At 43.5% G+C, this 25,370-nt stretch carries 24 protein-coding genes and 1 tRNA gene; 20 read left to right on the top strand and 5 right to left on the bottom strand.

Features of this window, described 5'->3' with window-relative positions; all coding sequences use genetic code 11:
* The 4 genes from IEV61_RS18575 (at position 1) to IEV61_RS18560 (ending at position 7,506) form a co-directional block, all read left to right on the top strand.
* Positions 1-1,980 carry a glycoside hydrolase family 32 protein gene (locus IEV61_RS18575; RefSeq protein ID WP_188418561.1) on the top strand — a complete coding sequence of 660 codons (1,980 nt, stop codon included), beginning with the start codon at positions 1-3 and terminating at the stop codon, positions 1,978-1,980.
* Between the two features lie 5 nt (positions 1,981-1,985).
* The gene (locus IEV61_RS18570; RefSeq protein ID WP_229747206.1) at positions 1,986-3,521 is read left to right on the top strand and encodes a glycoside hydrolase family 32 protein; all 1,536 of its coding nucleotides are present in this window, start codon (positions 1,986-1,988) and stop codon (positions 3,519-3,521) included.
* 330 nt (positions 3,522-3,851) lie between these two features.
* On the top strand, positions 3,852-6,275 hold the full coding sequence (gene galB, locus IEV61_RS18565; protein WP_188418560.1) for a beta-galactosidase GalB: 2,424 nt from the start codon (positions 3,852-3,854) through the stop codon (positions 6,273-6,275).
* An 847-nt stretch (positions 6,276-7,122) separates the two neighbouring features.
* Complete coding sequence (locus tag IEV61_RS18560) at positions 7,123-7,506, top strand: NPCBM/NEW2 domain-containing protein (RefSeq protein WP_188418559.1); 384 nt, start codon at positions 7,123-7,125, stop codon at positions 7,504-7,506.
* Between the two features lie 732 nt (positions 7,507-8,238).
* Here IEV61_RS18560 and IEV61_RS18555 read toward each other — a convergent pair.
* A tRNA-Lys gene (locus tag IEV61_RS18555) sits at positions 8,239-8,311 on the bottom strand.
* Positions 8,312-8,657: 346 nt separating this feature from the next.
* On the opposite strand from IEV61_RS18555, the gene IEV61_RS18550 reads away from it, so the two are divergent.
* Positions 8,658-9,188, top strand: a complete 531-nt coding sequence (locus tag IEV61_RS18550) for a sigma-70 family RNA polymerase sigma factor (RefSeq protein ID WP_188418558.1) — start codon at positions 8,658-8,660, stop codon at positions 9,186-9,188.
* Positions 9,189-9,858: 670 nt separating this feature from the next.
* Here the strand turns inward: IEV61_RS18550 and IEV61_RS18545 are convergent.
* Complete coding sequence (locus IEV61_RS18545) at positions 9,859-10,197, bottom strand: helix-turn-helix domain-containing protein (RefSeq protein ID WP_229747205.1); 339 nt, start codon at positions 10,195-10,197, stop codon at positions 9,859-9,861.
* 655 nt (positions 10,198-10,852) lie between these two features.
* On the opposite strand from IEV61_RS18545, the gene IEV61_RS18540 reads away from it, so the two are divergent.
* Both IEV61_RS18540 and IEV61_RS18535 read left to right on the top strand, forming a co-directional pair.
* Positions 10,853-12,091, top strand: coding sequence for a PAS domain-containing protein (locus tag IEV61_RS18540; RefSeq protein WP_188418557.1), 1,239 nt, complete (start codon positions 10,853-10,855; stop codon positions 12,089-12,091).
* Entirely contained in the window at positions 12,079-12,735 is a 657-nt protein-coding gene (locus tag IEV61_RS18535; protein WP_308472344.1) for a sensor histidine kinase, read from the top strand. Before IEV61_RS18540 ends, IEV61_RS18535 begins: the two co-directional genes overlap by 13 nt.
* A 462-nt stretch (positions 12,736-13,197) precedes the next feature.
* Here the strand turns inward: IEV61_RS18535 and IEV61_RS18530 are convergent, their stop codons facing one another.
* Both IEV61_RS18530 and IEV61_RS18525 read right to left on the bottom strand, forming a co-directional pair.
* Positions 13,198-13,407, bottom strand: a complete 210-nt coding sequence (locus tag IEV61_RS18530) for a hypothetical protein (protein WP_188418555.1) — start codon at positions 13,405-13,407, stop codon at positions 13,198-13,200.
* Between the two features lie 109 nt (positions 13,408-13,516).
* Positions 13,517-13,789, bottom strand: coding sequence for a helix-turn-helix domain-containing protein (locus tag IEV61_RS18525; RefSeq protein WP_229747204.1), 273 nt, complete (start codon positions 13,787-13,789; stop codon positions 13,517-13,519).
* 13 nt (positions 13,790-13,802) lie between these two features.
* Here IEV61_RS18525 and IEV61_RS18520 point away from each other — a divergent pair, with 13 nt between their 5' ends.
* From IEV61_RS18520 to IEV61_RS18510, 3 genes are all read left to right on the top strand, one after another.
* Complete coding sequence (locus IEV61_RS18520) at positions 13,803-15,266, top strand: MBL fold metallo-hydrolase (RefSeq protein ID WP_188418554.1); 1,464 nt, start codon at positions 13,803-13,805, stop codon at positions 15,264-15,266.
* Between the two features lie 234 nt (positions 15,267-15,500).
* Positions 15,501-16,793 carry a gliding motility protein GldB-related protein gene (locus IEV61_RS18515; RefSeq protein ID WP_188418553.1) on the top strand — a complete coding sequence of 431 codons (1,293 nt, stop codon included), beginning with the start codon at positions 15,501-15,503 and terminating at the stop codon, positions 16,791-16,793.
* A 146-nt stretch (positions 16,794-16,939) separates the two neighbouring features.
* The gene (locus tag IEV61_RS18510) at positions 16,940-18,091 is read left to right on the top strand and encodes a DUF5694 domain-containing protein (RefSeq protein WP_188418552.1); all 1,152 of its coding nucleotides are present in this window, start codon (positions 16,940-16,942) and stop codon (positions 18,089-18,091) included.
* Between the two features lie 145 nt (positions 18,092-18,236).
* On the opposite strand, the gene IEV61_RS18505 is transcribed toward IEV61_RS18510, so the two are convergent.
* A complete protein-coding gene (locus tag IEV61_RS18505; RefSeq protein ID WP_188418551.1) occupies positions 18,237-18,782 on the bottom strand; it encodes a hypothetical protein in 546 nt (181 codons plus the stop codon).
* Positions 18,783-19,527: 745 nt separating this feature from the next.
* Here IEV61_RS18505 and IEV61_RS18500 point away from each other — a divergent pair.
* From IEV61_RS18500 to IEV61_RS18455, 10 genes are all read left to right on the top strand, one after another.
* Positions 19,528-19,971: a single-stranded DNA-binding protein gene (locus tag IEV61_RS18500; protein WP_188418550.1), complete on the top strand. Its 444-nt coding sequence runs from the start codon at positions 19,528-19,530 to the stop codon at positions 19,969-19,971.
* A 56-nt stretch (positions 19,972-20,027) separates the two neighbouring features.
* Positions 20,028-21,098 carry a DUF932 domain-containing protein gene (locus IEV61_RS18495; protein WP_188418549.1) on the top strand — a complete coding sequence of 357 codons (1,071 nt, stop codon included), beginning with the start codon at positions 20,028-20,030 and terminating at the stop codon, positions 21,096-21,098.
* A 66-nt stretch (positions 21,099-21,164) separates the two neighbouring features.
* Positions 21,165-21,641: a DUF1281 family ferredoxin-like fold protein gene (locus IEV61_RS18490; protein WP_188418548.1), complete on the top strand. Its 477-nt coding sequence runs from the start codon at positions 21,165-21,167 to the stop codon at positions 21,639-21,641.
* 4 nt (positions 21,642-21,645) lie between these two features.
* Positions 21,646-22,233, top strand: a complete 588-nt coding sequence (locus IEV61_RS18485) for a PRTRC system protein E (RefSeq protein ID WP_188418547.1) — start codon at positions 21,646-21,648, stop codon at positions 22,231-22,233.
* Between the two features lie 19 nt (positions 22,234-22,252).
* Entirely contained in the window at positions 22,253-22,471 is a 219-nt protein-coding gene (locus tag IEV61_RS18480) for a PRTRC system protein C (RefSeq protein WP_188418546.1), read from the top strand.
* Between the two features lie 3 nt (positions 22,472-22,474).
* The gene (locus tag IEV61_RS18475; protein WP_188418545.1) at positions 22,475-22,648 is read left to right on the top strand and encodes a hypothetical protein; all 174 of its coding nucleotides are present in this window, start codon (positions 22,475-22,477) and stop codon (positions 22,646-22,648) included.
* Positions 22,649-22,659: 11 nt separating this feature from the next.
* Positions 22,660-23,652 (top strand): hypothetical protein, encoded by a 993-nt coding sequence (locus IEV61_RS18470; protein ID WP_188418544.1) that lies wholly within the window; start codon positions 22,660-22,662, stop codon positions 23,650-23,652.
* A complete protein-coding gene (locus tag IEV61_RS18465) occupies positions 23,645-24,364 on the top strand; it encodes a PRTRC system protein B (RefSeq protein WP_188418543.1) in 720 nt (239 codons plus the stop codon). The genes IEV61_RS18470 and IEV61_RS18465 overlap by 8 nt, the downstream gene beginning before the upstream one ends.
* Before the next feature lie 4 nt (positions 24,365-24,368).
* A complete protein-coding gene (locus IEV61_RS18460; RefSeq protein WP_188418542.1) occupies positions 24,369-25,166 on the top strand; it encodes a PRTRC system ThiF family protein in 798 nt (265 codons plus the stop codon).
* Between the two features lies 1 nt (position 25,167).
* Positions 25,168-25,368: a hypothetical protein gene (locus IEV61_RS18455; RefSeq protein WP_188418541.1), complete on the top strand. Its 201-nt coding sequence runs from the start codon at positions 25,168-25,170 to the stop codon at positions 25,366-25,368.
* The last annotated feature ends 2 nt before the right edge of the window (positions 25,369-25,370 follow it).

Genomic DNA, 25,370 nt, shown 5'->3' with positions numbered 1-25,370 from the left:
ATGAAAAACCGATTTGCTATAAAGGTATGCTTGTTACTGTTAAGTCTAACAGCCAGGCATACCTATGGGCAAACCTTAACAGGACCGGTAACCGATCAAAAATATTATCCGCAATACCATTTCCGGCCTCAAAGCGGATGGATCGGAGATCCAGACGGGCTGGTATTTACCAATGACACATTTCATTTGTTTTGGTGGGGACATGCTACATCCAAGGACTTAGTTTACTGGAAAGAACAGCCTTACCCTATGAAACGCAGTGACCGCTCTTTCTCTTACTTCAGCGGCTCAGTTGTGGTGGATACCGCTAATACAAGTGGGTTCGGGAAACAAAGCATGATTGCTGTATTTACCCGCAATTATCCCGGCGATACACTGCCCGAAGCACAAGTGCTTTCGGTAAGTACAAACGAAGGGCAAACCTTCAATTATTATCAAAACAACCCTGTACTGGATATTAAAAAGATATTTTTCCGTGATCCACAGGTTTTTTGGCATCCACAGGATCAGCTTTGGAAAATGGTTGTGAGCGTACCGAATGTGCAGGAGATCCAGATTTATGAATCCAAAGACCTGAAAACCTGGAAATATTGCAGTAGCTTTCAGGGCTTGGGTGCCAAAAATTCTTTTTGGGAATGCCCCGACCTGTTTGAACTGCCTATTACAGGAACCAAAAGCAAAAAGTGGGTAATGCTTATTGGCCGGGGGCCAAACCGGGTACAATATTTTGTAGGTGACTTTGATGGAAAAACCTTTACGCCTGACCAGGAAACCCATAATTATTTGAAAGAAGGTATAGGAATACAAGGAAAAGTTTTCGAGGACTTTGAAAACGGCCTGACCCGATGGAAACAAGAGGGAAAAGCTTTCGTAGATACTACACAATCTATTGATTTTTTAGGCAAGGCACTTTCAGCTTCTTCCGGAAAGCAAGGTGAAACAGGTAAATTGATATCGGTCCCGTTTAAGGTGAGCAGTAATGCTATCAATTTCCTGCTGGCTGGTGGAAACCATCCAGACAGTACTTGTATAAAATTGTTATGGAACGGCAAGGTTGTAAGGAGTACAACGGGAGACAACACCAACGTTTTAAAATGGAACGGCTGGGACGTACGTGATTTGAAGGGAAAAAACGTTTCGCTCGAAATTCTTGACCGGCATCCAGCCGCTAAGATGGGGAACATTGCCGTTGACCACATTGTGTTTTCTGATGCGCTTATGAATAACCAGCTCGAACATGCCAATTGGCTCGATTACGGCCCCGATTACTATGCAACCCGTACCTGGCGAAATTATGATCGGAAACGTTCTTTTGGCGATACGGTATTTGCCATAGGGTGGATGGGTAATTGGGACTATGCAAACAAAGTTCCAACAAGATGGGGAAAAGGCTTTCAGTCCCTGCCGAGAATCATGTCGCTTAAGCATGGCTCTACCGGGTATCAGATTGTTCAACAGCCTGTGCCAGCTTTAAGCAAACTCCGCGGAGCGCAATTCAGCAAGAATAACTTAAAGATCAATGGTACTAAAGCTATAGCTTTCCAGCCCAAAAAGAACAGCTATGAATTGGAAGTGGCTTTTAAACCGACCGATCAGCATCCCTTTGGCCTCAACTTGTTTGTGGGGGAAGGACGCAAAATGGTCTTTCGTTATGATCCAGTGGTATCACAGCTAACGATAGACCGGTCGAACGCTACAGATTATAGGAGTGATACTTCATTTACAAGGCTGTTTGCCAAAAAGTATAACGCGCCGCTTACGTTGGAAAAAGGAATGCTCAAGCTGCGAATTTTCGTAGATCAATCTTCAGTAGAGGTGTTCTGCAATGATGGCAGCATAGTACTCAGCACAACGAATTTTCCTTCTCAGACCCAGACAGGCATTGAACTGTTTTCTGAAGGAGGGGTGATCAACGTACCTATGCTGAAGGCCTGGCCGCTCAAAACAATACTTAACCCGAATAATAAACTCAATAATTAAAGCATATGCTTCAATTCAAAAAAATAAAAACGATTTATTTCGCCGCTATAACGCTGATTGCTGGTATGGTAGTTTCTGCAGAATCCGTAATGGCACAAAATGATGCGGCCAAAGAAACTTACCGTCCGCAGTACCATTTTTCGCCAAAGGCCCACTGGATGAACGATCCGAATGGTATGGTGTATCTCAATGGAAAATACCATTTATTCTTTCAATATAACCCCGGCGGTACAACCTGGGGTCCCATGCACTGGGGGCATGCCATCAGCACCGATCTTCTTCACTGGAAAGAGCAGCCCATTGCCTTATACCCCGACTCGTTAGGGATGATATTCTCGGGCAGTGCCGTGGTAGACGTAAACAACACAGCCGGCTTCGGTAAAAATACCCTGGTAGCTATTTACACCTACCATAATCAAAAGATAGAAGACGCCAAAACAGGCCTACACCAATATCAAGGTATTGCCTACAGTAAAGACGAAGGTAAAACCTGGAAGAAATATGAAAGTAACCCTGTGTTACCTAATCCCGGCATATGGGATTTCCGCGATCCGAAAGTAAACTGGAATGAAGAATCTAAACAATGGGTTATGACCCTGGCCACCAAGCAATCGGTAACTTTTTATGGCTCCAAAGATTTGAAAAGCTGGAAGCGGTTAAGTGAGTTTGGTAATAATCTTGGTGCGCATGGCGGTGTTTGGGAATGCCCCGACCTTTTTAGCCTGGTTTATAACGGTGTGAAAAAATGGGTACTGTTAGTTAGCATTAATCCGGGAGGACCTAATGGCGGTTCGGCAACGCAGTATTTTATCGGGAATTTTGACGGTAAAACTTTTACGCCCGAAAATACAGCAACGCGATGGATTGACTATGGTGCTGATAATTATGCCGGAGTAACCTTTGCCGGTACAGGCAACCGCAGAGTGTTTATGGGTTGGATGAACAACTGGCAATATGCTAACCAGGTACCCACGCAAAGCTGGCGTGGTGCCAATACCTTACCCCGCGAACTTAGATTAAGTAAAATAGGTAAAACCTTGTCCCTTGCCTCGGTGCCAGTTAAAGAGTTAAGCAAGATCGTTCAGCCAAGCATGGTTCTAAACAATCTCAAAGGTAAACGGAGCTATAACCTCTCATCAAAAATCCAGCGATTGAACTCCCGTTATATGTTGGAGTTAACGACTTCAAACAACACCAGTTTTGCGATCAAGTTCGGTAACAAAGAGGGCGATGAACTGATTGCCGGTTATGACAAAAAGACCAACACCATTTATGTAGACAGGCGCAAAGCGGGAAAAGTCTATTTTGAAAAAAGCTTCGCAAGGAAAGCCCTCGCCCCGCGGATAAGTTCATCCAAGCAGCTTTCGTTAAAAATATTTGTAGACGCCGCCTCCTTGGAATTATTTGCAGACAATGGCCTTACTGTACAAACCAATGTGTTTTTTCCGAACGCGCCACTTAACCAGTTATCTATTGAAGCCGGTCAACCCATCACTATAAAGCAGTTGAAAATTTCCGGAATCAGCGCTACGAACGAGTAAACTCAAGCTAACTAATAAATAGCCTACTAAGGATTAAAAGCAAAAAATTTGCTTAGGGCTTTGTTGTACCTCATGTTAAGTACCGGTCCGTAAGAAACAAACTGTTCCTTACGGACCGGTAACTCTAATTGCTGCCACCACGAAAATACTCTATAATACGCTCACCATCTCTTTTCGGCAATTACGGCACAACCCTACAAGGGTTTTAATGAAACGATAATTTCGGGATTCTTTGTTTTGGAAGTACTGCCTGGCAACCACATATATTTTACGCAAATATTGCCATTATTAAATGTTATATATACATTTAATAACCACTTATAAACCAAAATGAAAAAAATATTTTACTTGTTCATCCTGATCGGGATGTCAACTGTTGTGCATGCACAAAGCGGGCGGTCGGTTATGGATTTTGACCAAAACTGGACGTTTAATTTGGGCGATGTACTCAACGGTCAAAACGTTAACTTTAATGATGCCAGCTGGCGAAAATTAAATTTACCTCATGACTGGAGCATAGAGGGCGAATTTAAACAAGAAAACCCGGCCACTGTGGAAGGCGGCGCTTTACCAGGCGGTATAGGCTGGTACCGTAAAATCTTCACCGTTCCGCAAACTGATAAAGGCAAATTAATCTACATTGCTTTTGACGGAGTTTACCAAAAAAGCGATGTGTGGATAAACGGGCACCATTTAGGTTACAGACCCAACGGTTATATCAGTTTCAGATATGAGCTTACGCCTTATTTAAACTATGGTGGCAAAAAGAATGTGATAGCTGTAAAGGCTGATAATTCTTTACAGCCAAATTCACGCTGGTATTCCGGTTCGGGCATATACCGCAATGTTTGGCTAATAAGCACTAACAAAATTGCCGTTAACCATTGGGGTACTTTTGTAACCACACCAGAAGTAAGCGCCAGCCATGCCAATGTTAACCTGAGCATTAGCATAAAAAATGCGGCAGGCAATACTAAACCTGCCACTATTGTGAGCAGTATTTATGCTAATGGTAAAGTTGTAGCAAGCAAAACCCTTACGGGCGTAAGTTTGAAAGATACGGTTACTACGGTAAGCCAAAACTTCGGCGTTAATAACCCGGTATTATGGTCGGTTAACAAACCGTTCCTATATAAAATACAAACTAAAATATTGGTGAATAAGGTGGTGGTTGATCAGTATGAAACACCGCTGGGTATCCGTTATTTTAATTTTGATGCAGATAAAGGCTTCAGCCTTAACGGTGTTTATATGAAAATAAACGGTGTTTGCCAACACCACGACCTAGGGGCTTTGGGCACAGCATTTAATGTGCACGCGCTGGAAAGGCAGTTTAAAATATTAAAGGAAATGGGCGTAAATGCCATACGCACCTCCCACAACCCACCCGCCCCCGAGTTTTTAGACCTTGCAGACCGCATGGGCCTGATTATTATGGACGAAGCATTTGACGTATGGCAGGTTCATAAAAGACCTCAGTTTGACTCTCATCTTTTCTTTAAGGAATGGCACAAACGCGATTTGACCGATCAGATACTGCGCGACAGGAACCACCCTTCGGTGATGATATGGAGTATTGGTAATGAAATACCTGAACAAAAAGATACCAGCGCAACACGCATATCCCGCGAGCTTGCCGGTATCATTCACGAATTGGATACCACAAGGCCAATCACTACAGGAAATAACGAACCCGGCCCCGGCAATAAAATTGTTGAATCGGGCGCGGTTGACCTGTTAGGCTATAATTACCATAACGATAAACTGGCTAATTTTCAGAAGGATTACCCCGGTAAAAAATTCATCGGTACCGAAACTGCTTCAGCGCTCGAAAGCCGCGGTGTTTACAATACTTCGCCCGACACTATTCAACGGTGGCCGGGAGGCATGGTAGTTGATGGAAAAAGGGTGAGAAGGCCCATGAATGCCGATAATACCGTTAACGCATATGATAATATTTCGGCACCCTGGGGTTTTACCCACGAAGAAACGTTGAAAATATATAAAAAATATGCTTTTCTATCAGGTCAGTTCGTTTGGACCGGGTTTGATTATATAGGCGAACCATGGCCTTACCAATGGCCATCCCGCAGTTCATATTTCGGGATAGTGGATCTGGCTGGCTTCCCCAAAGATGTTTATTATTTGTATCAGGGCGAATGGACCAACAAAACAGTGCTCCACCTATTACCGCACTGGAACTGGCAAGCTGGTAAAGTAGTTGACGTTTGGGCCTACTACAGTAATGCCGATGAAGTTGAACTGTTTTTGAACGGCAAATCATTAGGTACAAAATCAAAACAGGGCGACAGTTTGCACATTGCCTGGAAAGTAAACTATGAGCCGGGTACGTTAAAGGCCGTATCACGAAAAAATGGCAAAGTTGTGAAAACTACCGAAGTTAAAACTGCAGGCGCACCAGCCAGGATAGAATTAAGTGCCGACCGAAGCAGCATACGCTCAAACGATCATGATCTTTCTTACATCACCGTTAAAATTGTAGATAAGAATGGCATCATGGTGCCTAATGCTGATAATGATATTAAATTCAAACTATCAGGAGCTGATAGCTTCCTGGCTGGTGTTGATAATGGAAGCCAAACCAGCCACGAATCGTTCAAAGCCAATCATCGTAAAGCGTTCCATGGTTTGGCCTTAGCAATTATTGGCGCTAAAAATAAACCGGGTACAGTAACCATAACAGCAACAGCCGATGGTTTACCTGCTGCATCGTTGCCAATTACTATTAAGTAACCAATTAGCTAAAAAGTACTTACTGCTCGCATGGCATAGGGCTTGCCGTATTTTGTACGGCAAGCCTTTGTTTAAGGCAAACTGCGCCCATCGCGGCCTAAACAGAAAAAGGCGAAAAAACCTATTTAAGTTATACTTGCTTAAGCCGAACTCACAATAAACTATTACGTCTTAGCTTTTAAGGCAGGCTGAATGAGTAATCTTATTCAGGTGGGGGTGTGTTCATTATACTCGGGAACTAAAAGGAACTTATTCTAAATAGTTCAGTGCCTTTTGACCTAATTAAATTGTACCCATAGCTTTCTTCATTAACGAAAAACGCCGTTTTCTTGCGAGAAAACAACGTTTATTGTGACCCATACTGTCTAATTTTCGAACTATTTCATAGAATATTTAAAGAAATTAGCCTTCTAAAGACTAAAAAACAACGAAGAAAATTTCGGTAAACCGGCTGGTTCTTTAATTAATTTATCTTCTCTAAAAGCCCTGATCATTTAAGATTATGTGCTTTACCAATCATGGGTGATTGAAAACGATTGGTTTTAACATAAGGATGTATAGGGTATTTCAGCAATTGATAGAATTTTAATAAAAACTGATACGATATCCAACATGTGCATTTTACGTTTCCTATAGTTTTGACTTTGCTGCTTAACAATGCAAGCACTTATATAATTGCCAGACACAAATCAATGAGACTAAATTTTACTACCTGTCTCACTGTCTTTTTAATCATTTTTTCTTTTCAGGCAAGTTTTGCCGGAAAATAGATTCCTTATGGCTTCATCATGTAAACTTTACCAAGGTTAGTGATTTGTTTGTGCCTCCCGGAACGTTAAATCGCGCATTGAAAATTAATGGTAAAGAATTTAACAAAGGAGTTGCCTCCCCAGAAGGTTTAATTGTTTTCAACTTAAAAGGCGCTGCTAATAGGTTTCAAGGTATCGTAGGAATGGACGATGAAGTCCCCAAGGGTGGGGTGCGTTTTGTGATAATGGGTGATAAAAAGGAATTATTTACAACGAAGATTGTACATAAAGGAAATGACCCGATAGCATTCAACGTTAACTTGAGTGGTGTTAAAAAGTTGTACCTTATAGTAGAGAATGTTGGAGATGGTATTCATACTGCTCATGCCGATTGGGTAAATGCTTTTATTACATATCGTGCCATACAACCTTTAACTGGCTGTCGTACCCTGTCAAAACTTGTTTATCGTCCGCTTGGATAAAAATATCCGGTATAGTTCCATTTCAATGAGGTCATCGACGTTTTAGATGGAAGGAAAAAGACCAACAATACCAAAATGCATTCACCTGATGAATTGCCGATAAGAGGCTTCTTGATCATATGCTAACTGGTTGCGCGTCAAAGGGATGCACTAAATATTACCACTACTATCATTGTTTTTCAAAATGCGGAATAAGATTTAGCGCACAATTTGTTGATGAAAAATTTTATGAGCAGATTAGCGGGTTTATGGTTAATCCAGCCCACATAGAAATTTATACAGAGATCATAAAAGAGCTTTATGAAAAGTCGACGTTTCAGGAGAAGTCTGAAATCTCATTGTATAAGAGACAACTTACTGAATATTCTGACAAAATCACCAAAGCTCGGGAACTTCTTATAATCTGTGCTTTAGATACTGCTTATTACCGAATAGTTAAAAATGAATCGGAGCATCAGATAACTATTTTAGAAGGGAAGCTGATAAATATTCCAAAACAAGAAGAGGGCTAACTCCCTTGTTATCACAAGCTGCAAAGAACCTTTCAATAATTAGGGAACGCTATCAGAAAAGAATCATGATTAGTTCGATGTACCCCGAAAATTTGATTTTTGACGGTTTACAACATCGAACTATTCGGATGAATGAGCAATCCGTGTTTTGATAGTCTCAAGGACTTTTTTGGTAAAAAGAAAGGCAAATCAGGTAATAACCTTGATTTGCCTAATAAGGTGACCCCTCGGAGGATCGAACTCCGGACCCACTGATTAAGAGTCAGTTGCTCTACCGGCTGAGCTAAGAAGTCATTAAGTACAATGCTTATCAAAATCGTCGATTCTGAATTACCAGGGGCAAATTTACAAAAAAATTATACAATTCTTCAACGATAAATCTTAGCCTATAAAATGTTCGTGACGTATTTGTGACGCTTTCATTAATTTACTGCCATTTGTTTACTGACTTTTCATTTTATATATTGATTTTAATTTAGTGAAAAACGTTAAAAATATGATAGAACTTTAAAAAATACCTATCGTATAAATTTACTCATAGCCTAAGTTGTAAATAAAAGAAATGTTGCCCTGCGTAATTCTCACTTAGGTACTATCGCCATTTATAAGCCATTTTATGTGATGTAATAACTAAATATTATGAGTCACGAGGAATGCAAAATTTGGACAACCCAAGATTACGACTACTTATATCTTTACGCTCAAAGAAAGCTTAAGGATAAGGAAATAATTAAAGATTTAATTCAAGAAACGTTTTTGGTTGCCCTTCAAAACTATCAAAAATTTGAAAACCGAAGTTCAGAAACAACATGGTTAACCGCTATACTTAAATATAAAATTTACCGGGTCTACCGTTGCCAGTCGCTGAACAAAGTTTCTTATAGTGATAAAGATGACCTTAACACGCTTTCAATTATAAATCAACGTGCGTCAATAAATAATCACAAATTAAAAGATCATTTAGTTGCAAAAGAATTTATACAAGAGTTGAACAAACATCTTAAATCCTTGCCAGTATCATGGCAACAAGTTTATGAGCTTAAGTATGTGCAAGATTTACAATCGCAAGTGATTTTTAATACATTGCATATTAGCCAAAGGAATTATTGGGTTATAACGCATAGGTTGAAGAGTTCACTCAAAAAATGGTACATCACAAACTGGCAATAAATAGTAAATTTCATCCTATCGTTTTATCAATCTTGAATCTTCTTTTTATTGGGTCTCTTTTTTCTTGCTCATTATCCTTTACGGAAAATGTAATTCTTTGATGCACCAGGAATAATCACAGGAGCAGGGGAAAACTAAAAAAAGTTTTATAAAGTGTTGAAACAACGTCTTAAGAATTTCAAGCATAAAGATTACCATTTCACCAGCAAATTTTATTTTACAATATTTACAAGGTACTGAGTTTGCTGCATTATTGCATGTGAGTTATTTCTTTCAATCGGTTTCAATCTATGAATTTGAAATTTTGTGCATAATTGATCTTAATTAGCCTATTGCGCGTATTACCATAATTAACGATGGCTATTGCTCCCAGATCGGAGGATAATTGATCCACTTGAAAGAATAATAGAAGATTTTAAATATCTTTCATATTGCTTAGTTGGCTTGGTTTGATGATTTCTTTTCCAATTAAGTCTTATTTCCAGCTTTCTCAAATAAGAGTTGTGCAGTCGTTGGATATATTATAAAAGATCTAAAGTAAAAGCAAATACACACAAATACCTAACTTATCTAAGCGGTATTAATTCGAAAAGCAGGATACCTCCAAGACTGAATTTAAATGAATGATCACAGGTTTCTTAAATATAGTAAACCTCAGGTAAAACAGCCTTCAAAAGTCCATTAACTCTTTATTAGTAACCCCCAGTGCATTGGCCAGATCAATCAAGGTAAGTATGGAAATATTGATCTCTCCCTTTTCGTATTTTTTGAGATTGCTATAGTCGATATCACAGCGCTGCGCCAGTTTACGAAAGGAAAGCCCTGCGCGTTTGCGAAGCGTTTCCAGGTGCTTTCCAAATTTGATTAAGTTTTCTTGTTGCGCTTCGCTATACATGTACCGTGTTCGATAGCGAAAATTGTTTTTTAAAGGTTTATAAGTGTTGGTTTTTAAACCCACACTTTGTAGATTTATCTGCCTATTGACAACCAAAATAATTGGGTTGTCCATGGACGTAATTCATTGCATAAAATGGAAAAACAATATGAAAATTCGGTAAAAAAAATGCCAGTCAAAACGCGCCGTCCTATGGAACAAGTGCTGTTCGCTATCGGTGTCCTGGTGCTTTGGCTGTTAGTCTACCTCTTTACCAGGTAAGGTGATCGTGGGTTAAATTCGTGTATAGACCCTTAAAATTTAGGTTATTGCTTGTCAAACCCTGTTTTGCAAATTTCAACTCGATGTTGTTTCTTTTAGAGCCATAGATTACCTAATGAAGTTATAAAGATCAAACTCCTGATTGTAAATGTATCAGTAGTATCCTTTTCATCCACGTTGTTTATGATCAGATAATTAGGAGGAATGCCTTTCAATTAATTTATCTTTCTTTTTCATATTTTCATATTTTGAACAACCTTTTACCCGGAGATCTCGCCTGTTTTAACATTCATTTCCTTGCTGAAGAAATTTCCTGTCGGGCCGTCGTCACCAATAGTCAAATCGGAGGGTTTCCTTTAGACAATGATTGGTAAATGATGAAAGAGCCGATCTAATTCCGTAAAGCTGCTCTGTTCCTCAGACTGTATATTATTCAAATTCCTTATATATATTATGACACATAAAACATTGGCGCAAGTATTTTATTTATATTGAACGAGCTGTCCCAATGGTAAATCTAGCTTCTGATATAAAGCAATTTTTGCAACTTTTACCTCCTACTGTCATATTAGACACGGATGCACCTATCTTCACGATAGCTTATGTTAATGATGCCTATTGCAAGCTCTCTAATTTTACACCTAGAGAATTGATTGGGAAAGGATTATTAGAGGCCTTTCCTCAAAACCCGGATGTGATCGATATTCAGTCTGTAGAAAAGGTGAGGTTCAATCTAACAGAGTGCCTAACGACAAAAAAGAAAACGGTTTTACCAAAGCAACGGTTTGATCTACGTTTATCGGGAAGGTTCGAAACCCGGTACTGGCAGGCAACCAATACTCCTGCACTGAACGACGCTGGCGAGGTCATGCATCTTCTCCACCAGGTCATTGATATCACGGAGGCCTACGAGCAGGCCCTGAAAGAAAGAATATCCTTAGAAGTAGCTGAAGCCAAAAGAAAAGAGCTGGAAAAGCTTTTCATGCAGGCCCCTGCCGGGGTCGTTATCTTTAGTGGTCCTGATTTTGTTTTTAATCTGGTTAATCCCACCTATCAGTCCTTTTTCCCCGACCGAGGGCTCACGGGTAAGCCCTTGCTGGAGGCCATACCGGAATTGCATAATCATCCGCTCGTTGATGGATTCAGGCACACCTTTACTACTGGCGAGACCTATTACGGAAAAGAAGTGTATACTCAGCTTATGCGGGTTCCAGGCGCGCCGTTAGATGACAGTTATTGGAACTTTATCGGTCAGGCCCGTTACGATGACAACCATCAAATAGATGGCATACTTATGTTTGGATTTGAAGTGACCGAGCAGGTGCTGCTGCGTAAAAAAGTAGAAGCAAGTGAGGAGCGGCTTAACCTGGCTGTGGAAAATGTCCAGTCAGGCGTTTATGATACCGATCTAAAAACGGGTAAGTCTATCTGTTCGTTAAGGCATGCTCAAATTTTCGGCTATCCGGATAAACAGCAAGAATGGAGTTTGGAAAAAATGCTGAGCCATATTGTGCCCGAAGATTTGGACTACGCGCGAGAGGAACATATAAGCGGTTTGGAAAAAGGAATCATTAATGTACAGTTCCGTATCCGAAGATTGGATGGAGAGGTCCGGTGGATCAATATCATCGGTAAGGTGAATTATAATAACAAGAACGAGCCGGTAAGAGTTGTGGGCACAACGACTGATATAACGGAAAAGATTGCCATACAGCGTCAAAAAAAGATGAATTTATCAGTACGGTAAGCCATGAATTAAAAACGCCTGTCACTTCCATCAAGGCTTACGGACAACTATTAAAGCGATCCTTGAAAAAAGCCGGTGATACCGCCAATGGCACCTTCCTTGAAAAAATGGAATTACAGGTTCTCCGTTTGGAAAAACTGATCAGAGATCTGCTGGAAATTACACGCATTGAAAGCGGAAAACTCTCATTGCATCCAGAACCCTTACCCTTTAAAGAATTTTTAGAACAGATCATAAGCGACCTTCAGTTGATTACAAATATGCACCAGCTAATTCTTACAGAAAACAGTGTTTTGACCATAACAGCCGACCCCACCAGACTGACCCAAGTCATTACCAATTTAGTTACAAATGCGGTAAAATATTCTCCAGAGGGAAAGAAGGTGGAGATTGCCGCAAAAGAAGAAAACGGTTTTATGATCTGTAGCGTTAAGGACTTCGGCGTAGGTATCGCCGCAAATGAGCAATCATTGATTTTTGAGCGCTTCCATCAGGTAGCAGGTAAAAATCCAAATGCCGGACTAAGTTTAGGTTTGGGTTTATATATCGCTAAAGAAATCGTAGAGGAAGGTAGCGGTAAATTATGGCTGGAAAGCGAGCCTAATAAAGGCAGCATCTTTTATTTCAGTGTACCACTAACATAATTATAAGTTGTTTACTTGCTTATTTTTTATAAAATAGAAGCCTAATGCGAGAAAACATGGAAGATTTATACTCCTCCCACCTTAACTATATTAATTAATATGCTCCGTTCTGCATAGAAGGGCCAAGTGAAACGAGCAGCATTCAACTCATAGAAATTTTGTAGCTTACAACTGAGATTTAAAGAGATGAATTTTCTTTATTTGCGCCAATTGATAGAATATGTCACATGGTGAATTTATTATCCATCAACTACATAATTCGAATCTTATTTATTAAATTATTATAGGGCACCCCCTTCCGGCCGGGCTATACGCTTTATCTTCTGGCGAAGGATACCGCTGCTATCCCTGATGCTTTCATTAAGCCAGGCAAACTTTGGCTGCGCTGCAAGATTGCCCTGCCCAACGTTTCCAAAAAGCCTGCATTTCGCCTTCACTTTCTCCTGCCACGCGCCGCTTCGCTCAGCCGGGCAGGCTTTCGTTTGTCTGCATTTCAGCCTTTTGCTGATCTCTGTAGGGTGTAATACGTTTTGATGAATATTTTTTAAGCCAACGGGTAAAAAGGGCAGCTAAAGTCTTGCCGGTAATGAGTGTTGGGCCGGCAAGTAAAAATCCGGCATAATGAAGCCGCTCGTACCTCCTGTCTTCAGCCTCCGGAAATCCATCGAACATAAGGTATCAGGAATCGATAAAATTCAAATGATTTAATTGCCTCTTGCGATGTACAATCACTGGGCAACAATTTAAGCCAAGCTGATTAAGGAGTGATCAATTGCTTCAATTAATTAAACGTCGAAATGCCAGAGGCGTAAGTTGGGTTTTGCTTTAAATAACTTAAAAAACGATTGCGAATGTTCAATCCCAACTGGTAGGTAATCTCATTCACCGACGAACTGATGGTTGACAGCTTTTCTTTTGCCTTGTCAATGAGTTTGTTTTGGATGTGCTGTTGGGTGGTTTGACCGGTTAGCTGTTTTAGCAAACTGCTAAAATACTTCGTTAATACATTCAATTTATCTGCAACATGCTGAACAGAATCATCATCTTTAAGCATTTAAAAAATCCGAATGATCCAGCATATCAATTATTTATTTTACCTTGCTTTCTGCGCATTTACCACTCCAGCGGTCAGTACTCCCCATAATGACGAACTACAGAAGTGTGTAGATAAGCAGCTTGGCTATAAAAGCAGTCAGGTTTTATCTTTTCGTTATGAAGAGAAGCTCCACAAGCTGGAACATAGCTTCGAACCCTGGCAGCAAACGCAATATACAGGGAAAGGAAGCATCTGGTGTAATAGCAATAATTCTGTAAGGCATGACACCCTGGCCACCGGCGTTAAAGTAAGCTATTCTAGGACCTCTTTTGATCATCAAACAATGCTGCAGTTTGATGATAATAACAAAACGTTATTGCCCGTAACAAGAGAGATGTACCTGGATGAAATATTTCTCAGTGCACGTTATTCCCCTGCCTTACTACTGGGCTATTGCACTCAACATCAGGTAACGAAGACTAACCAAGGTCAATTCGCTGTTTACCAGATCCGCATTAACCATACGGTTGTTACCTTATATATTCGTAAAGCTGACTATCTGTTAGCTAAAGTTACTACACTAAATGATGATGAGATGTTTGGCGATGTACTTACGACCATAACCTATCTGGATTATACACGTGCAGTATCCGTTTACTATCCTAAAAAAGTACTGATTGAAAAGGTCAATGGTAAATTACATGACGAGATAATTATTAAGAATTTCGTTATAATAAAGGAAATTCCGGATACTGCAAAATTATCAAAATTAAAGGCTTATGTGATGAAGCCATCAGTTCCGGTCATTCCTGCGGTCAATGTAGTGCGGTATAATAGTCACATAACCTTTGTTGAACTCAAGCATACGGATGACCGCGCGATGATCGTAGAATTTAATGATTTCTTGCTGGTGGCTGAAGCGCCGCTAAACAGCCGAAATGGCGAGTTGATTTTAAAAGAAGCCAGAAAGATCGCGCCCGGAAAGCCGGTTCGATACTTCGTATCCGGACACTATCATCCGCACTATTTAGGCGGTTTCAGACCTTTCGTACATGCAGGCGCTAAGATTCTGTGTACTCCGGAAGACCAAGCCTACGTCGAATATCTTGCAGCCGCTAAGCATCAACTCCATCCAGACAGCCTGCAAATTGAACCTAAACCCTTGCAAATTGAACTCGTCAGGGACAGTCTTATAATTTCTGATGGTCAGTTTGAAATGACTGTTCATCACATTGGGCAGCAGTCCGGGCACACCAAAGATTATCTTATCTATTACTTTCCGCAGGAAAGACTAATTTTCGAGGATGATCTGGTGTGGATACCTAAGGTAGGTGAACCCAAAAAAGCCGGAGTAAGACAGGCCGGACTTTATGAGGCCATCCGGCAACTGGGTTTAAAGGTCGACACAATCGTTCAATCCTGGCCCGTTACTGAAGGCAATGTCAAAACAGTAATTCCTTTTCAAGACCTTAGAAAGTCAGGTGAATTGAGATAGCGCTATTTGTTTTAAAGAAGTTAACTGCGGTCTTTACGTGGTACTCTTAAGTAATAAAAGATCCTATTAACCGCATCAATAAATAAGTATTCGGCGGTCAGGGAAACACCAATCAAGAGCTTAGCCTTTGTGATGGCATACCTGATTGACATTGTGTAATAAAAAACCAATCTACCGCAACGTTTCGGAATGTGATGCGTCTTGTTTATCGAGACATGAATCTTCAATCATTCAATGAATAAAAACAGCATATTTTCTTTCTTATTAACTACCGCTTTAGGCGTCTGTGGCGTCGCGGCCCATGGTCAGCAAAAGGTTAGCGTACCACGCATGGGGGCAATAGCCGATAGCTTGTATAAGGCTAAACAGTTCGCTACGGCAACTACCTATTATTATGCGGTAGCTCGGCAAAGTGATTTTCCCGCTAAAAAGGTAAGCGCGTATTATAATATGGCCTGCTGCCTTAGTCTGCAAAATAAAAAGGATTCGGCTCTATTAATCTTAAATAATGCAATTACCGCCGGTTACAGCAACAAGTCACATCTGCTCGTAGATGCTGATTTTGATGTTTTACATGGTCTGCCGGGCTGGACAGCCGCCATAAACCGCGTTAAGGAAAGCAAAAAAGCAATCAATTACGATCCGGCCAAGGCTGGTTTTATTACCACAGATATTCATCACTTCTGGCAGGCTTATGACAAAGCCGTTAAAGATACTGCGCATTTTAAGCAAATCATGCATAAGCTTTATTTTGATAGGGCTAGCCGCGGGATGAACGACTACATGGACCTGAAGGTAGGCAGCATCGACGAGTTTGTAAGTCACATCCAATCGGCACCAAAATTTTATAGTGCTATTCGCAACAACACTTTTAAGATCGATAAATTTAAGCCAGCTTTTGAGGCATCCTACCGAAAGTTCAAGCTGTTGTATGGCGATGCCCGCTTTCCAGATGTTTATTTTGTGATTGGTGCCTTTACCAGCGGGGGAACAGTGTCTAACGCCGGATTATTGCTTGGTGTTAACCAGTCGGCAGCAGATAGCCATACTCCTGTAGGCGAGTTGAGTGCCCGGATGCAAACGCGCCTTAATCCGGTTGCTGGGTTGCCCGATGTGGTAGCGCATGAGCTGATCCACTATCAGCAAGACGGCATGAAACAGGATACAACCACACTAAGCTACGTTATTCGCGAGGGCATGGCTGATTTTATGGGCGAGCTGATCAGCGGCCGTAATGCCAGCGCTAAACTGGCTGTTTGGGCAACCGGTAAAGAAAAGCGGATATGGAACAAATTTACTACCGATATATATCAGAACCGGTACAATAACTGGATAGCCAATTCTAAACAATCCGGTCCAGACAATCCGCCCGATCAAGGATACTGGATAGGCTACCAGATCTGTAAAAGCTACTACGAACAAGCAACAGATAAAAAGCAGGCAATTTATAATATGCTACATATTCAGGACTACAAAGCTTTTTTAATGCAAAGCCAATGGGAAAGCAAAGTGGCTGTTTTGCCTTAAATAGAGCTAACAAAAATCGGGCGACAAGCTAACCCTAATGCAAATTTGAAAGAAGTCAGTTTTGTTTAAAGCATAAATTAATTTATAACTTTCAAGGCTGGATAGCCGGAGCATTCAGCTTTCCTAATTAAAGAGAACTTACTTATATGAAATCCCCTATACCAATCCATACCGCCATTCTTCGGTTATGCTTAGTCGCGCTTTTGATGCTTACTAATTCGGCATTCACTCAGGCCCAAAAAAACAACTTATTTAACCCGGCAGGTGCTAAACAACAATTAGGCTTGCCTCCAACTAAAGTAATGGTACTGGGGATCACGCATCTGGATGCAGCATCCAGCAAGTTCCAGCTGGCCTGGTTAGAACCTTTGTTATGTCGCCTGCGCGCTTATAATCCCCAGGTCATTTTGACTGAAGCACTACCTGGGGAACAAGTGATGGGGCTCGATGCCTATGCTGCTTACCACGGTGATGCAGGTAAGTATGCCGGCCCCACCTTAGAAATGGCGAAAACTGCCCAGACAGAATTACATTTGAACGCTGCTCAAGCGTTAGTTAAGGCAGATAGTTTAGCTCAAAAAGGAGAGTTGAATCCGGCTCAGCGGAGGTACCTGGCGGTTTTATTTGTAGCTGCTGGCGAACCCTTCTCCGCTACTGTTCAGTGGATGCGCCTGGGAGCCGTTGATCGAATAGCTCAGGATGGTATTTCGGCTTCACTGGTTAAGCGCTTAAACCGCTTTGCCGAACTTCGCAGTGAACTGGCATCTATTGCGGCCCGCCTGGCCGCCGATGCAGGTTTGGAGCGCGTATATGGGGCGGGTGACCATGCAAGCGATGTGGTGCTGCCTAATAATACGGATATGCAAGCGGCTGTGAACGCAGAGCCGGGTCTCAAAGACTTATTCAACCACAATACAGCAGCCTTTCACGCCGTTGCGGAAGATACCATGAAACTTAGTTCTGCCTCGCAGGTAATGCCGGTGTTCAAATGGAAGAACTCGCCTCGTTTTGCCGAGCTGGATGCTGACGCGCAATGGTTTTCGATGCTTCGGAGTACCAAGATGGGGCGTCTTGGTCGGCAGCGCGTTGCGGCATGGGAGGCACAGAATTTACAGATGGCGGTAGCTATACGGGAAGCAACCGCTTCAATAGCAGGAGGGCGGGCGCTATTAGTGGTGGGTGCAGCTCATAAACCATTTATTGAAGCCTATTTAAGAATGTTTACAGACATTGAGATTGTATCGGTGCCTGACTTGCTAAATTCAAATCCAACTGGCTGTCCTTTGAGTACTCCATAAGGACACAAGTAAGAAATGATTAAAACGTTGCGGCGCAAAGAAGTTTTTTATTTGCGCCGAATGGTGACTAAATGGCCGGTTGCTTGAACAAGACCAACATATCAATCTTCCGCCTCTCATTTGTTATGACCTAACCCCATCTCCGCTAAAACATCCAGCAAGCTTTGCGGGTTTTTCGGTTGGAAAGAGAATTAATATCTAATATCTCCAAGTTGCCGGTTTCATTGACTACAAGCTTTTCTATACCATAATCCTCCAGATATTGTCCAAACTCCTGCATGGTAATCATTTGCTGGTCAATCTCCCCATGCCTGGAATAGTAAGTACGCTCGCCGGATGTATTTCTTTTAATTGACTTGAATTTTGCCGGATTGGTGATTCGCAGGGCCTGTATGTTTTTAATTACGGGTTTAATTTTTGCCTGCAGGTCAAAACGTTTGGCCAGCTCTTTTTGCATTGCCGGCAACAGGTCTGCTGGGTTTTGAACGATCAGGTCCAAACAATAAACAGGTGCCTTTTTACCGGTTTTCGTTTCATTGATGGTACGGCTATAGGGATAGTGACCATTAGCCAGCATGTAAAGAGTAGTTAAAGGCAAGTTGATGCAAGTTAATCTGCGCCCGCTAAAAGTTTTATTATCCAGCCAAGTCGTGCTTAACCCGGGCCCGCCTTTGATCTCTGCTTGCATCATAAACCGTTTTTGAACGGTATCAGAAGCAGAAAAATTTTGTTTAATCAGGTCATCACGGTTAACCAGGTTGTCTTTCTTTTCCAGTAGATGAACCTGCTGCTTGTTAAGTAAGCTGTCAATAACTTGTTCGGTAATTAAGGAGTTCCAGTTTTTTACTCAGAGAATATCTTGACACACAACCTTGGATTTTGTTATCTGGTGACTTAGACCATAATTGATACTTCAATTATGGCAATGCTGTTGAGTGCTCAGCTCCAGCACTATTTCAAGGCTTTTCAGGGCATCGCCCTTAGGGCCGGGCTATACGCTAAATCATCTACCGAAGGATATCGCTTCTATCCCTGATGCTTTTGATCAAGCCAGGCAAACTTTGGCTGCGCTTCAAGATTGCCCTGCACAACGTTTTCAAAACGCATTCATTTCCCCTTCACTTTCGCCTGCCACGCGCCGCTTCGCTCAGCCGGGCTGGCTTTCGCTCGTCTGCATTCCTGCCTTTTGAGGATCTCCGGTGGGTGAGTTTTGTTTGGATAATTATTTTTTAAGCCAACGGGTAAAAAGGGCAGCTAATGTCTTGCCGGTAATAGGCGTTGGGCTGGCAAGTAAAAATCCGGCATAATGAAGCCGCTCGTTCCTCCCGTCTTCAGCCTGTGGCACTTATTCCGTTTTTTCCTTGCTTCTCTTCCCGGCAATTCTCATTGCTTTCTTTTTTCCCTTTTGTCTTTTAAAAAATAATCAGGCAAAACAAATGGGAAAGGGAAGCGGACAAATTATTTATTCATTAAAACCCTTATATATTATGCTGTTCACCGGAAGAATTACCGCAGACGCCGAAGTTAGAGACGTCAAAAACGACAAAAAAGTAACCGCCTTTACCGTGGCCGTTAACAAACGCTACAAGAACAAGGCAGGAGAGAAGCAGGAGAAAACCTCCTTTATCAGATGTGCTTACTGGATAAACCCCGGGCTGGCCATCTACCTGACCAAAGGTGCCATCGTGGAAATCAACGGCCTCATTGAAGCCGAAGCATGGACGGACAAAACGGGCAAGGCACAGGCAAACCTTACTTGCAGCGTAGATAATATCAAGCTGTACGGTTCGGCAACCAACGCGTCCGCATCCACCAAAGCGGAAAAGGTGCCTGTTTCTTCAGGTGGTACGCCGCCCGATGATGACGACCTGCCTTTCTAACCCATTCACCTCCAATCATTCAGTCAAATTTTAACGACCGTAAAGCGAAACACCACATGGCACACCATCTCAATCAAAACGAAACCACCGGAGCATACAGTTTTTTCAGCGTCAAAGAACGGGCATGGCACGGGCTGGGCACCATTGTCGAACAATACCCGACCAGCGCGGAAGCCATCCGCTTTGCAGGGCTGGATTATACCGTAGAGAAACGTCCCTTGTTCACCTATGACACCGAGAACCACACAGGCGACTCGGAAACCGACCTACTCATTCCTGAAATTGAAGTCCCGAATTACTTTGCCACCATCCGCAAAGACACAGAGCAGGTTTTAGGCGTAGTGGGCAAGGATTACGAAGTGGTGCAGAACACTGATGCCTTTACTTTTTTTGATGCCATTGTTGGCGGGGAAGAAGGTATACTCTATGAGACCGCAGGGGCATTAGGCAAGGGTGAACGCATCTTTATTACCGCTAAGCTGCCCGGTTATATCCGTGTCGGCAGGGAAGATTGTATTGAAAAATACCTTTTCCTGAATACCTCCCACGATGGTTTGGGCAGCATTACCGCAGCATTTACGCCTATCCGTGTCGTTTGTAACAACACGCTCAACGCAGCCATGCGCAACCTATCGGGTGCCATTAAGATACGCCATACCGCCTCCGCGAACGACCGCCTGAAACAGGCGCACACGCTCATGGGTATCAGTTCTAACTTAGGGCATGAACTCGAAGAAGTGTTTAACTATTGGGCGAAAGTGCGCATCACCGACAGCGAAGTCAAAAAACTCATTCAGGTGGCGATGGCTCCGAACAAGGAAACGCTGAACAACCTGACCGCAGGTAAGACCGAAGAATTGTCAAGTTACTACACCAATACCGTCGATAAGGTTTACGAGTATGCCATGAGCAGTCCGACACAGCAAATGGACACCACCGCGGGAACCGTCTTTGGTGCTTATAACGCCATCACGGGTTATTTTCAAAACGTGCGCAGCTACAAGAACGGCGAAGCGCAGTTTAAATCCATCATTGAAGGCACTGCCAAACAACGTGCGCAGACGGCCTTTGATTTGTGCATGGACTTCTCCAAGCACATAAGCGACAATTTCCTGCAATTTAATTAAGCAGCACAGGCACGCAGGCTAAGCCTTGAAACCTGCCTTTTCTTATCTCTATTAATCTTTACCGCTATGGCCAACTGGTGTTCCAACAGCGTAGTGTTCCAGGCAGAACCTGCGCAGCTATCTAAAATACAATCCCTTTTTTTACAACTGGCAGCCCTTGCCGAATCTACAGGCGAAGGACAGCTTCCGTCTTTCATCCATGAGCAGGAGGGGTATTTCTTTGACATCGGCTGGGAAGAGGACGTGCTCTTTTACGCCACCCGATGGGTTCCTAATACTGACTATCTCATCGAAGTGGCTGAATTTTTCGGTGCGGAGTTCAAGCATTATTATGCCCAAACCAGTAACAGCGTTTACGGGGTTGCCACCTATCAGGATGGGGTGCTGACGATTACCGATTTGAATAACAGCGACTTTGACCTCTATAACCTTGACCCCGATTCCGGCCTTTACCAATTCGAAGGGCAGTCCTATGAAAGCAGCGAGGAGATACTCGACATCCTCATCGAACGAAAACAACAAATTAACGACCTCACCGACTAACACCATGAAAACAGACTTTTTTAATCATATAGCCTCTTTAGGCACCCCTGGTAACTGGAAACTGACCATTCAAACCGAGGACAATATTTCTTTTACCGTTTCCGCCCTGTTCACCGCTGCCCACGGTGGTGACGGTGCAGCACGGCTTATCCCGCCCATGATCTTACAGGGGACTGCGGAAGAACTCGGAGCCGGGTTCTTTGAAGCCATCACTACGCCCGTGCAGCAAACCGCCAGCCTGTACGCCAACATGGAGCAATACCAAAAGCAACTGGAAACCGCACAGGCCAAATCCAAACAGGAGCAGGACAAGAAGCAAAAGGCCAAAGCCGAAGCCACCGCAGCAAAAGGGGAGGGCAAGAAGACCGCCGACATAGAACTGCCCGAAGCCAAAGCGGAAAAGAAGAAAGCATACGATAGCACCCTGAAGACCATTGCCGAACTGACCAGCGCGATGAAGTACGAGGAGGCCTTAGCTATCCTGCCCTCCGCAGCTGACTATCCCGAAAAGGAAACCGAACTGAATAACAAAGAAGCCGACCTGCTGCGCCTCAAAGACCTGAAAGCACAACGCAGCTTAGAATTATTGTAAAACTTAAAAAGACATTCCCATGCAACTCACTAAAATATTGCCCCGGATATTCCTGCACACCGAAAAGGGACAGGAGATTCCTTTGGCCGACCCGAACCCGAACTGGAGCGTGGAAACGGTGCTGAATTTCTACTCCGGCACCTATCCCGTACTGGCCACCGCCAAAGTAGGGGAGATGGTCATCCGTAACGACCAGCTGACCTATGCCTTTACTTCCACCATCGGCACCAAAGGATAAAATATGAAAATGACCATTAACCAAGGACAAATTATCAGACCCACCAAACAGCAATGGAAACTTCATCAGCAACTTGCCCAATTAAGCAAAGACCTCAACCGTCTGCCCGACGCACGGGAGGCCTCGCGGGGCAAACCGCGCTCGGTTCCCGTGGAACTGCTGCCGATGGTTTTTTAAGGCACCGCTTTATGCCCTTATACGAGGAGGCTCAGGGATTGCCCAAAGATGAAGGAATCAGCAAGGGGGTGTTAACCTCCCTTGCCCTTCTTTCCGCAGAAAAAGGGATTGAACCGGTGGACGTAAGTAACAAGCACTACCCTTACAATATCCTGTTAGCGCACCGGGATGCGGAAAGGCAATTGACCGCCCAATGCGACGAACTGGATTTGTTTATCGTTCAGGATGATAAGGGCAGGGTGCAAATGGCCGTGAGGGAAACGCTTTATACGGATATGAATATGTACTATATCCCGGTGCTGCCCCTCTACCGCCTTATCCGTTCGCGTAAGCACGGGGAAAGCTGTGATTTGTTGTTATCGGTTTGCAGCTACCTGCTGCATCATGCCCGGATACCGTATTACCGGGATGATGACAGTTTCTTAGCTTACCATTACGAAATGATAAGCGAATGGCTGGCCGAAGAAGTGGACGAAGAGGAAGCGGAGAGTTGGAGTCAAAACCAACAGGCACTCCGGTCATCCGCGCATTTTGGCGACCTCATGCACCGCAAAATCTACAGCCCTTACCACTTGCAGCACTTTGCCGAGCGTATGGAAAAGGCTAAACCCAAAACAGCATTTGAACAAGGATCCTTTAAGATTGCCCAAAAGGCATTTGACCTGTGGCAAGCCTACCCCGACAGTCACCTGACCAGTCATGCGATGGGCAATTTACCTTTTGATAATTACCATGGGGAAGAGGAGGAAGACGACTGGCAGGAGAACACCGTCCGTTTGGACGAGTACGTGCATTTCGTGGCCGAGACCCACGGCAACCTGTGGAACAACCTTGCCGAAAATATTAACTGCGAGTGGAACGAACGACCTTACCTGCAACAGCCCTGCCTGATCCGGCACTATAGCGAAGATACCATAACCGTTATGGATTCGCTGGACTTCGAGCGGGGACTGTTTTCCTTAATTACTGATTTGTGTACCCTGTTAAACTGCTTATATGACTAACCTGACCACCGCCTTTGGCACCCTGTACCACCCGCAAAAAGCCTTGTTGGTATATAAAGCCGACCAGCCCCAAAACGCCTCCTATTATATTGAGGCCTACGATTTGGACAGGGAAGGCAAGCCCATGAACGCGCATCCCTTGTCTTTAGCTGAAGCTAATAGCCTTTTGAAAGCCCTGCAAACCGCCGAGCGCAAAAAGAACGGCCTGCTGACGCTTTCCGGCTTGATGCCTAAAAACGTACTGCACCTGAAGACCGACCACAACCCCTACGCCATCTGGCACACGCCCGCGCAATCCGTTCCGCTGTTCTTTAAACAAGATTTGGGCATCCCTTCCGGGCTTTGCACCATGCCTGCGTTGGTTTGGAAAGCCAGCAAAAAGGGAATAGCCGTGTATGCCATCAAAGACGATGCAGAAATTACGCTCGACACCCCCTTATACCATGCGCCCTTCTTTAATGTGTATGCTGATGGCCGCGTGTGCATGGGCAATACGCAAAACAGCATTCCCAAAGACTGCAGCTTAGAGGACTTTATCCGGCTTTGGCAGGAAGCTTTTTACAACAGCTACTTCAGCCATTTGATGCAGAACCACCTGCCCGTGAAAGGTAACATCGTGCAGCTATGGAAAAGCCTGTCGGGTACCGGCAAGCCGTTCCCTGCTAAAATGTTAATTGCTAACCAATACACCCTAAAACACTTAATTCAATAACCCCATGAAAGCTATCCATATTGCAGACCAACTGCTCATCAACCCGACGAACCCCATCACCATTAACCTCATCGGTGCCGGGGGGACAGGCAGCCATATGGTCATGGCCTTGGCCAAAATTCATGCTTCGCTCATGGCACTTGGTCATCCCGGCTTGCACGTTCATTTGTACGATGATGACGTGGTGACCGAATTCAATAAAGGCCGGCAGTTGTTCGCAGATGCGGAGGTAGGTTTGCACAAATCCGTGGCACTCATTAACCGCGTCAACCGCTTTTGGGGTGCCAACTGGAAAGCGGTGACATGGAAATACAGTGCTTCGGGTTTGGAGAAACTGCCCAGCGGGGGAAAGGCTAATATCTTCGTGACGTGTGTAGATAGTGTACCCGCACGGTTCGATGTGGCCGAAGCCTTGAAACGGCTGGCGAAGGAAAACCGCCATGACCGGGACAGGCCGTTGTATTGGCTGGATTGCGGGAATACGCAACTGACCGGACAAGCCGTTTTGGGAACGGTGACCGTTGTGAAGCAGCCCAAACTGGAGCAGTACTGCACGGTGGACACCCTGCCGTTGGTGACCGAAGAATTCGGGGAACTGCTCAGGGCAGCGGATACGGGCGACGACACGCCGAGTTGTTCGGCTGCCGAGGCTTTGGAAAAGCAGGACTTGTTCATCAACCCGACACTGGCCAACGAAGCAGCCTCCCTGCTTTGGAAATTACTGAAAGACCATAACCTCTTTTACCGGGGCTTTTTCAAGAATATGCAAGACTACCGGACGGAAGGGATCAAGGTCGGCTGATATGGAAAATCCATTAATTGTACATGACCTGAACGGCGAGGCCGTGGAGGTTACTGACTTGAACCTTGCCCTGATGCAGGCCGATGATTACCGGCATTACCACCTCAGCGGTAAACGGAACATTGCCTTGCAGCAAAAGCAACAGGCCTACTGGCAAGACCTTTACCAAAAATTGTTGAAACTGGCCGAAAGGCAATCTTAAGT

The organism is Mucilaginibacter galii, from assembly GCF_014635825.1.
Classification (GTDB): Bacteria; Bacteroidota; Bacteroidia; order Sphingobacteriales; family Sphingobacteriaceae; genus Mucilaginibacter; species Mucilaginibacter galii.
This window is presented reverse-complemented; position numbering and strand designations above follow the sequence as displayed.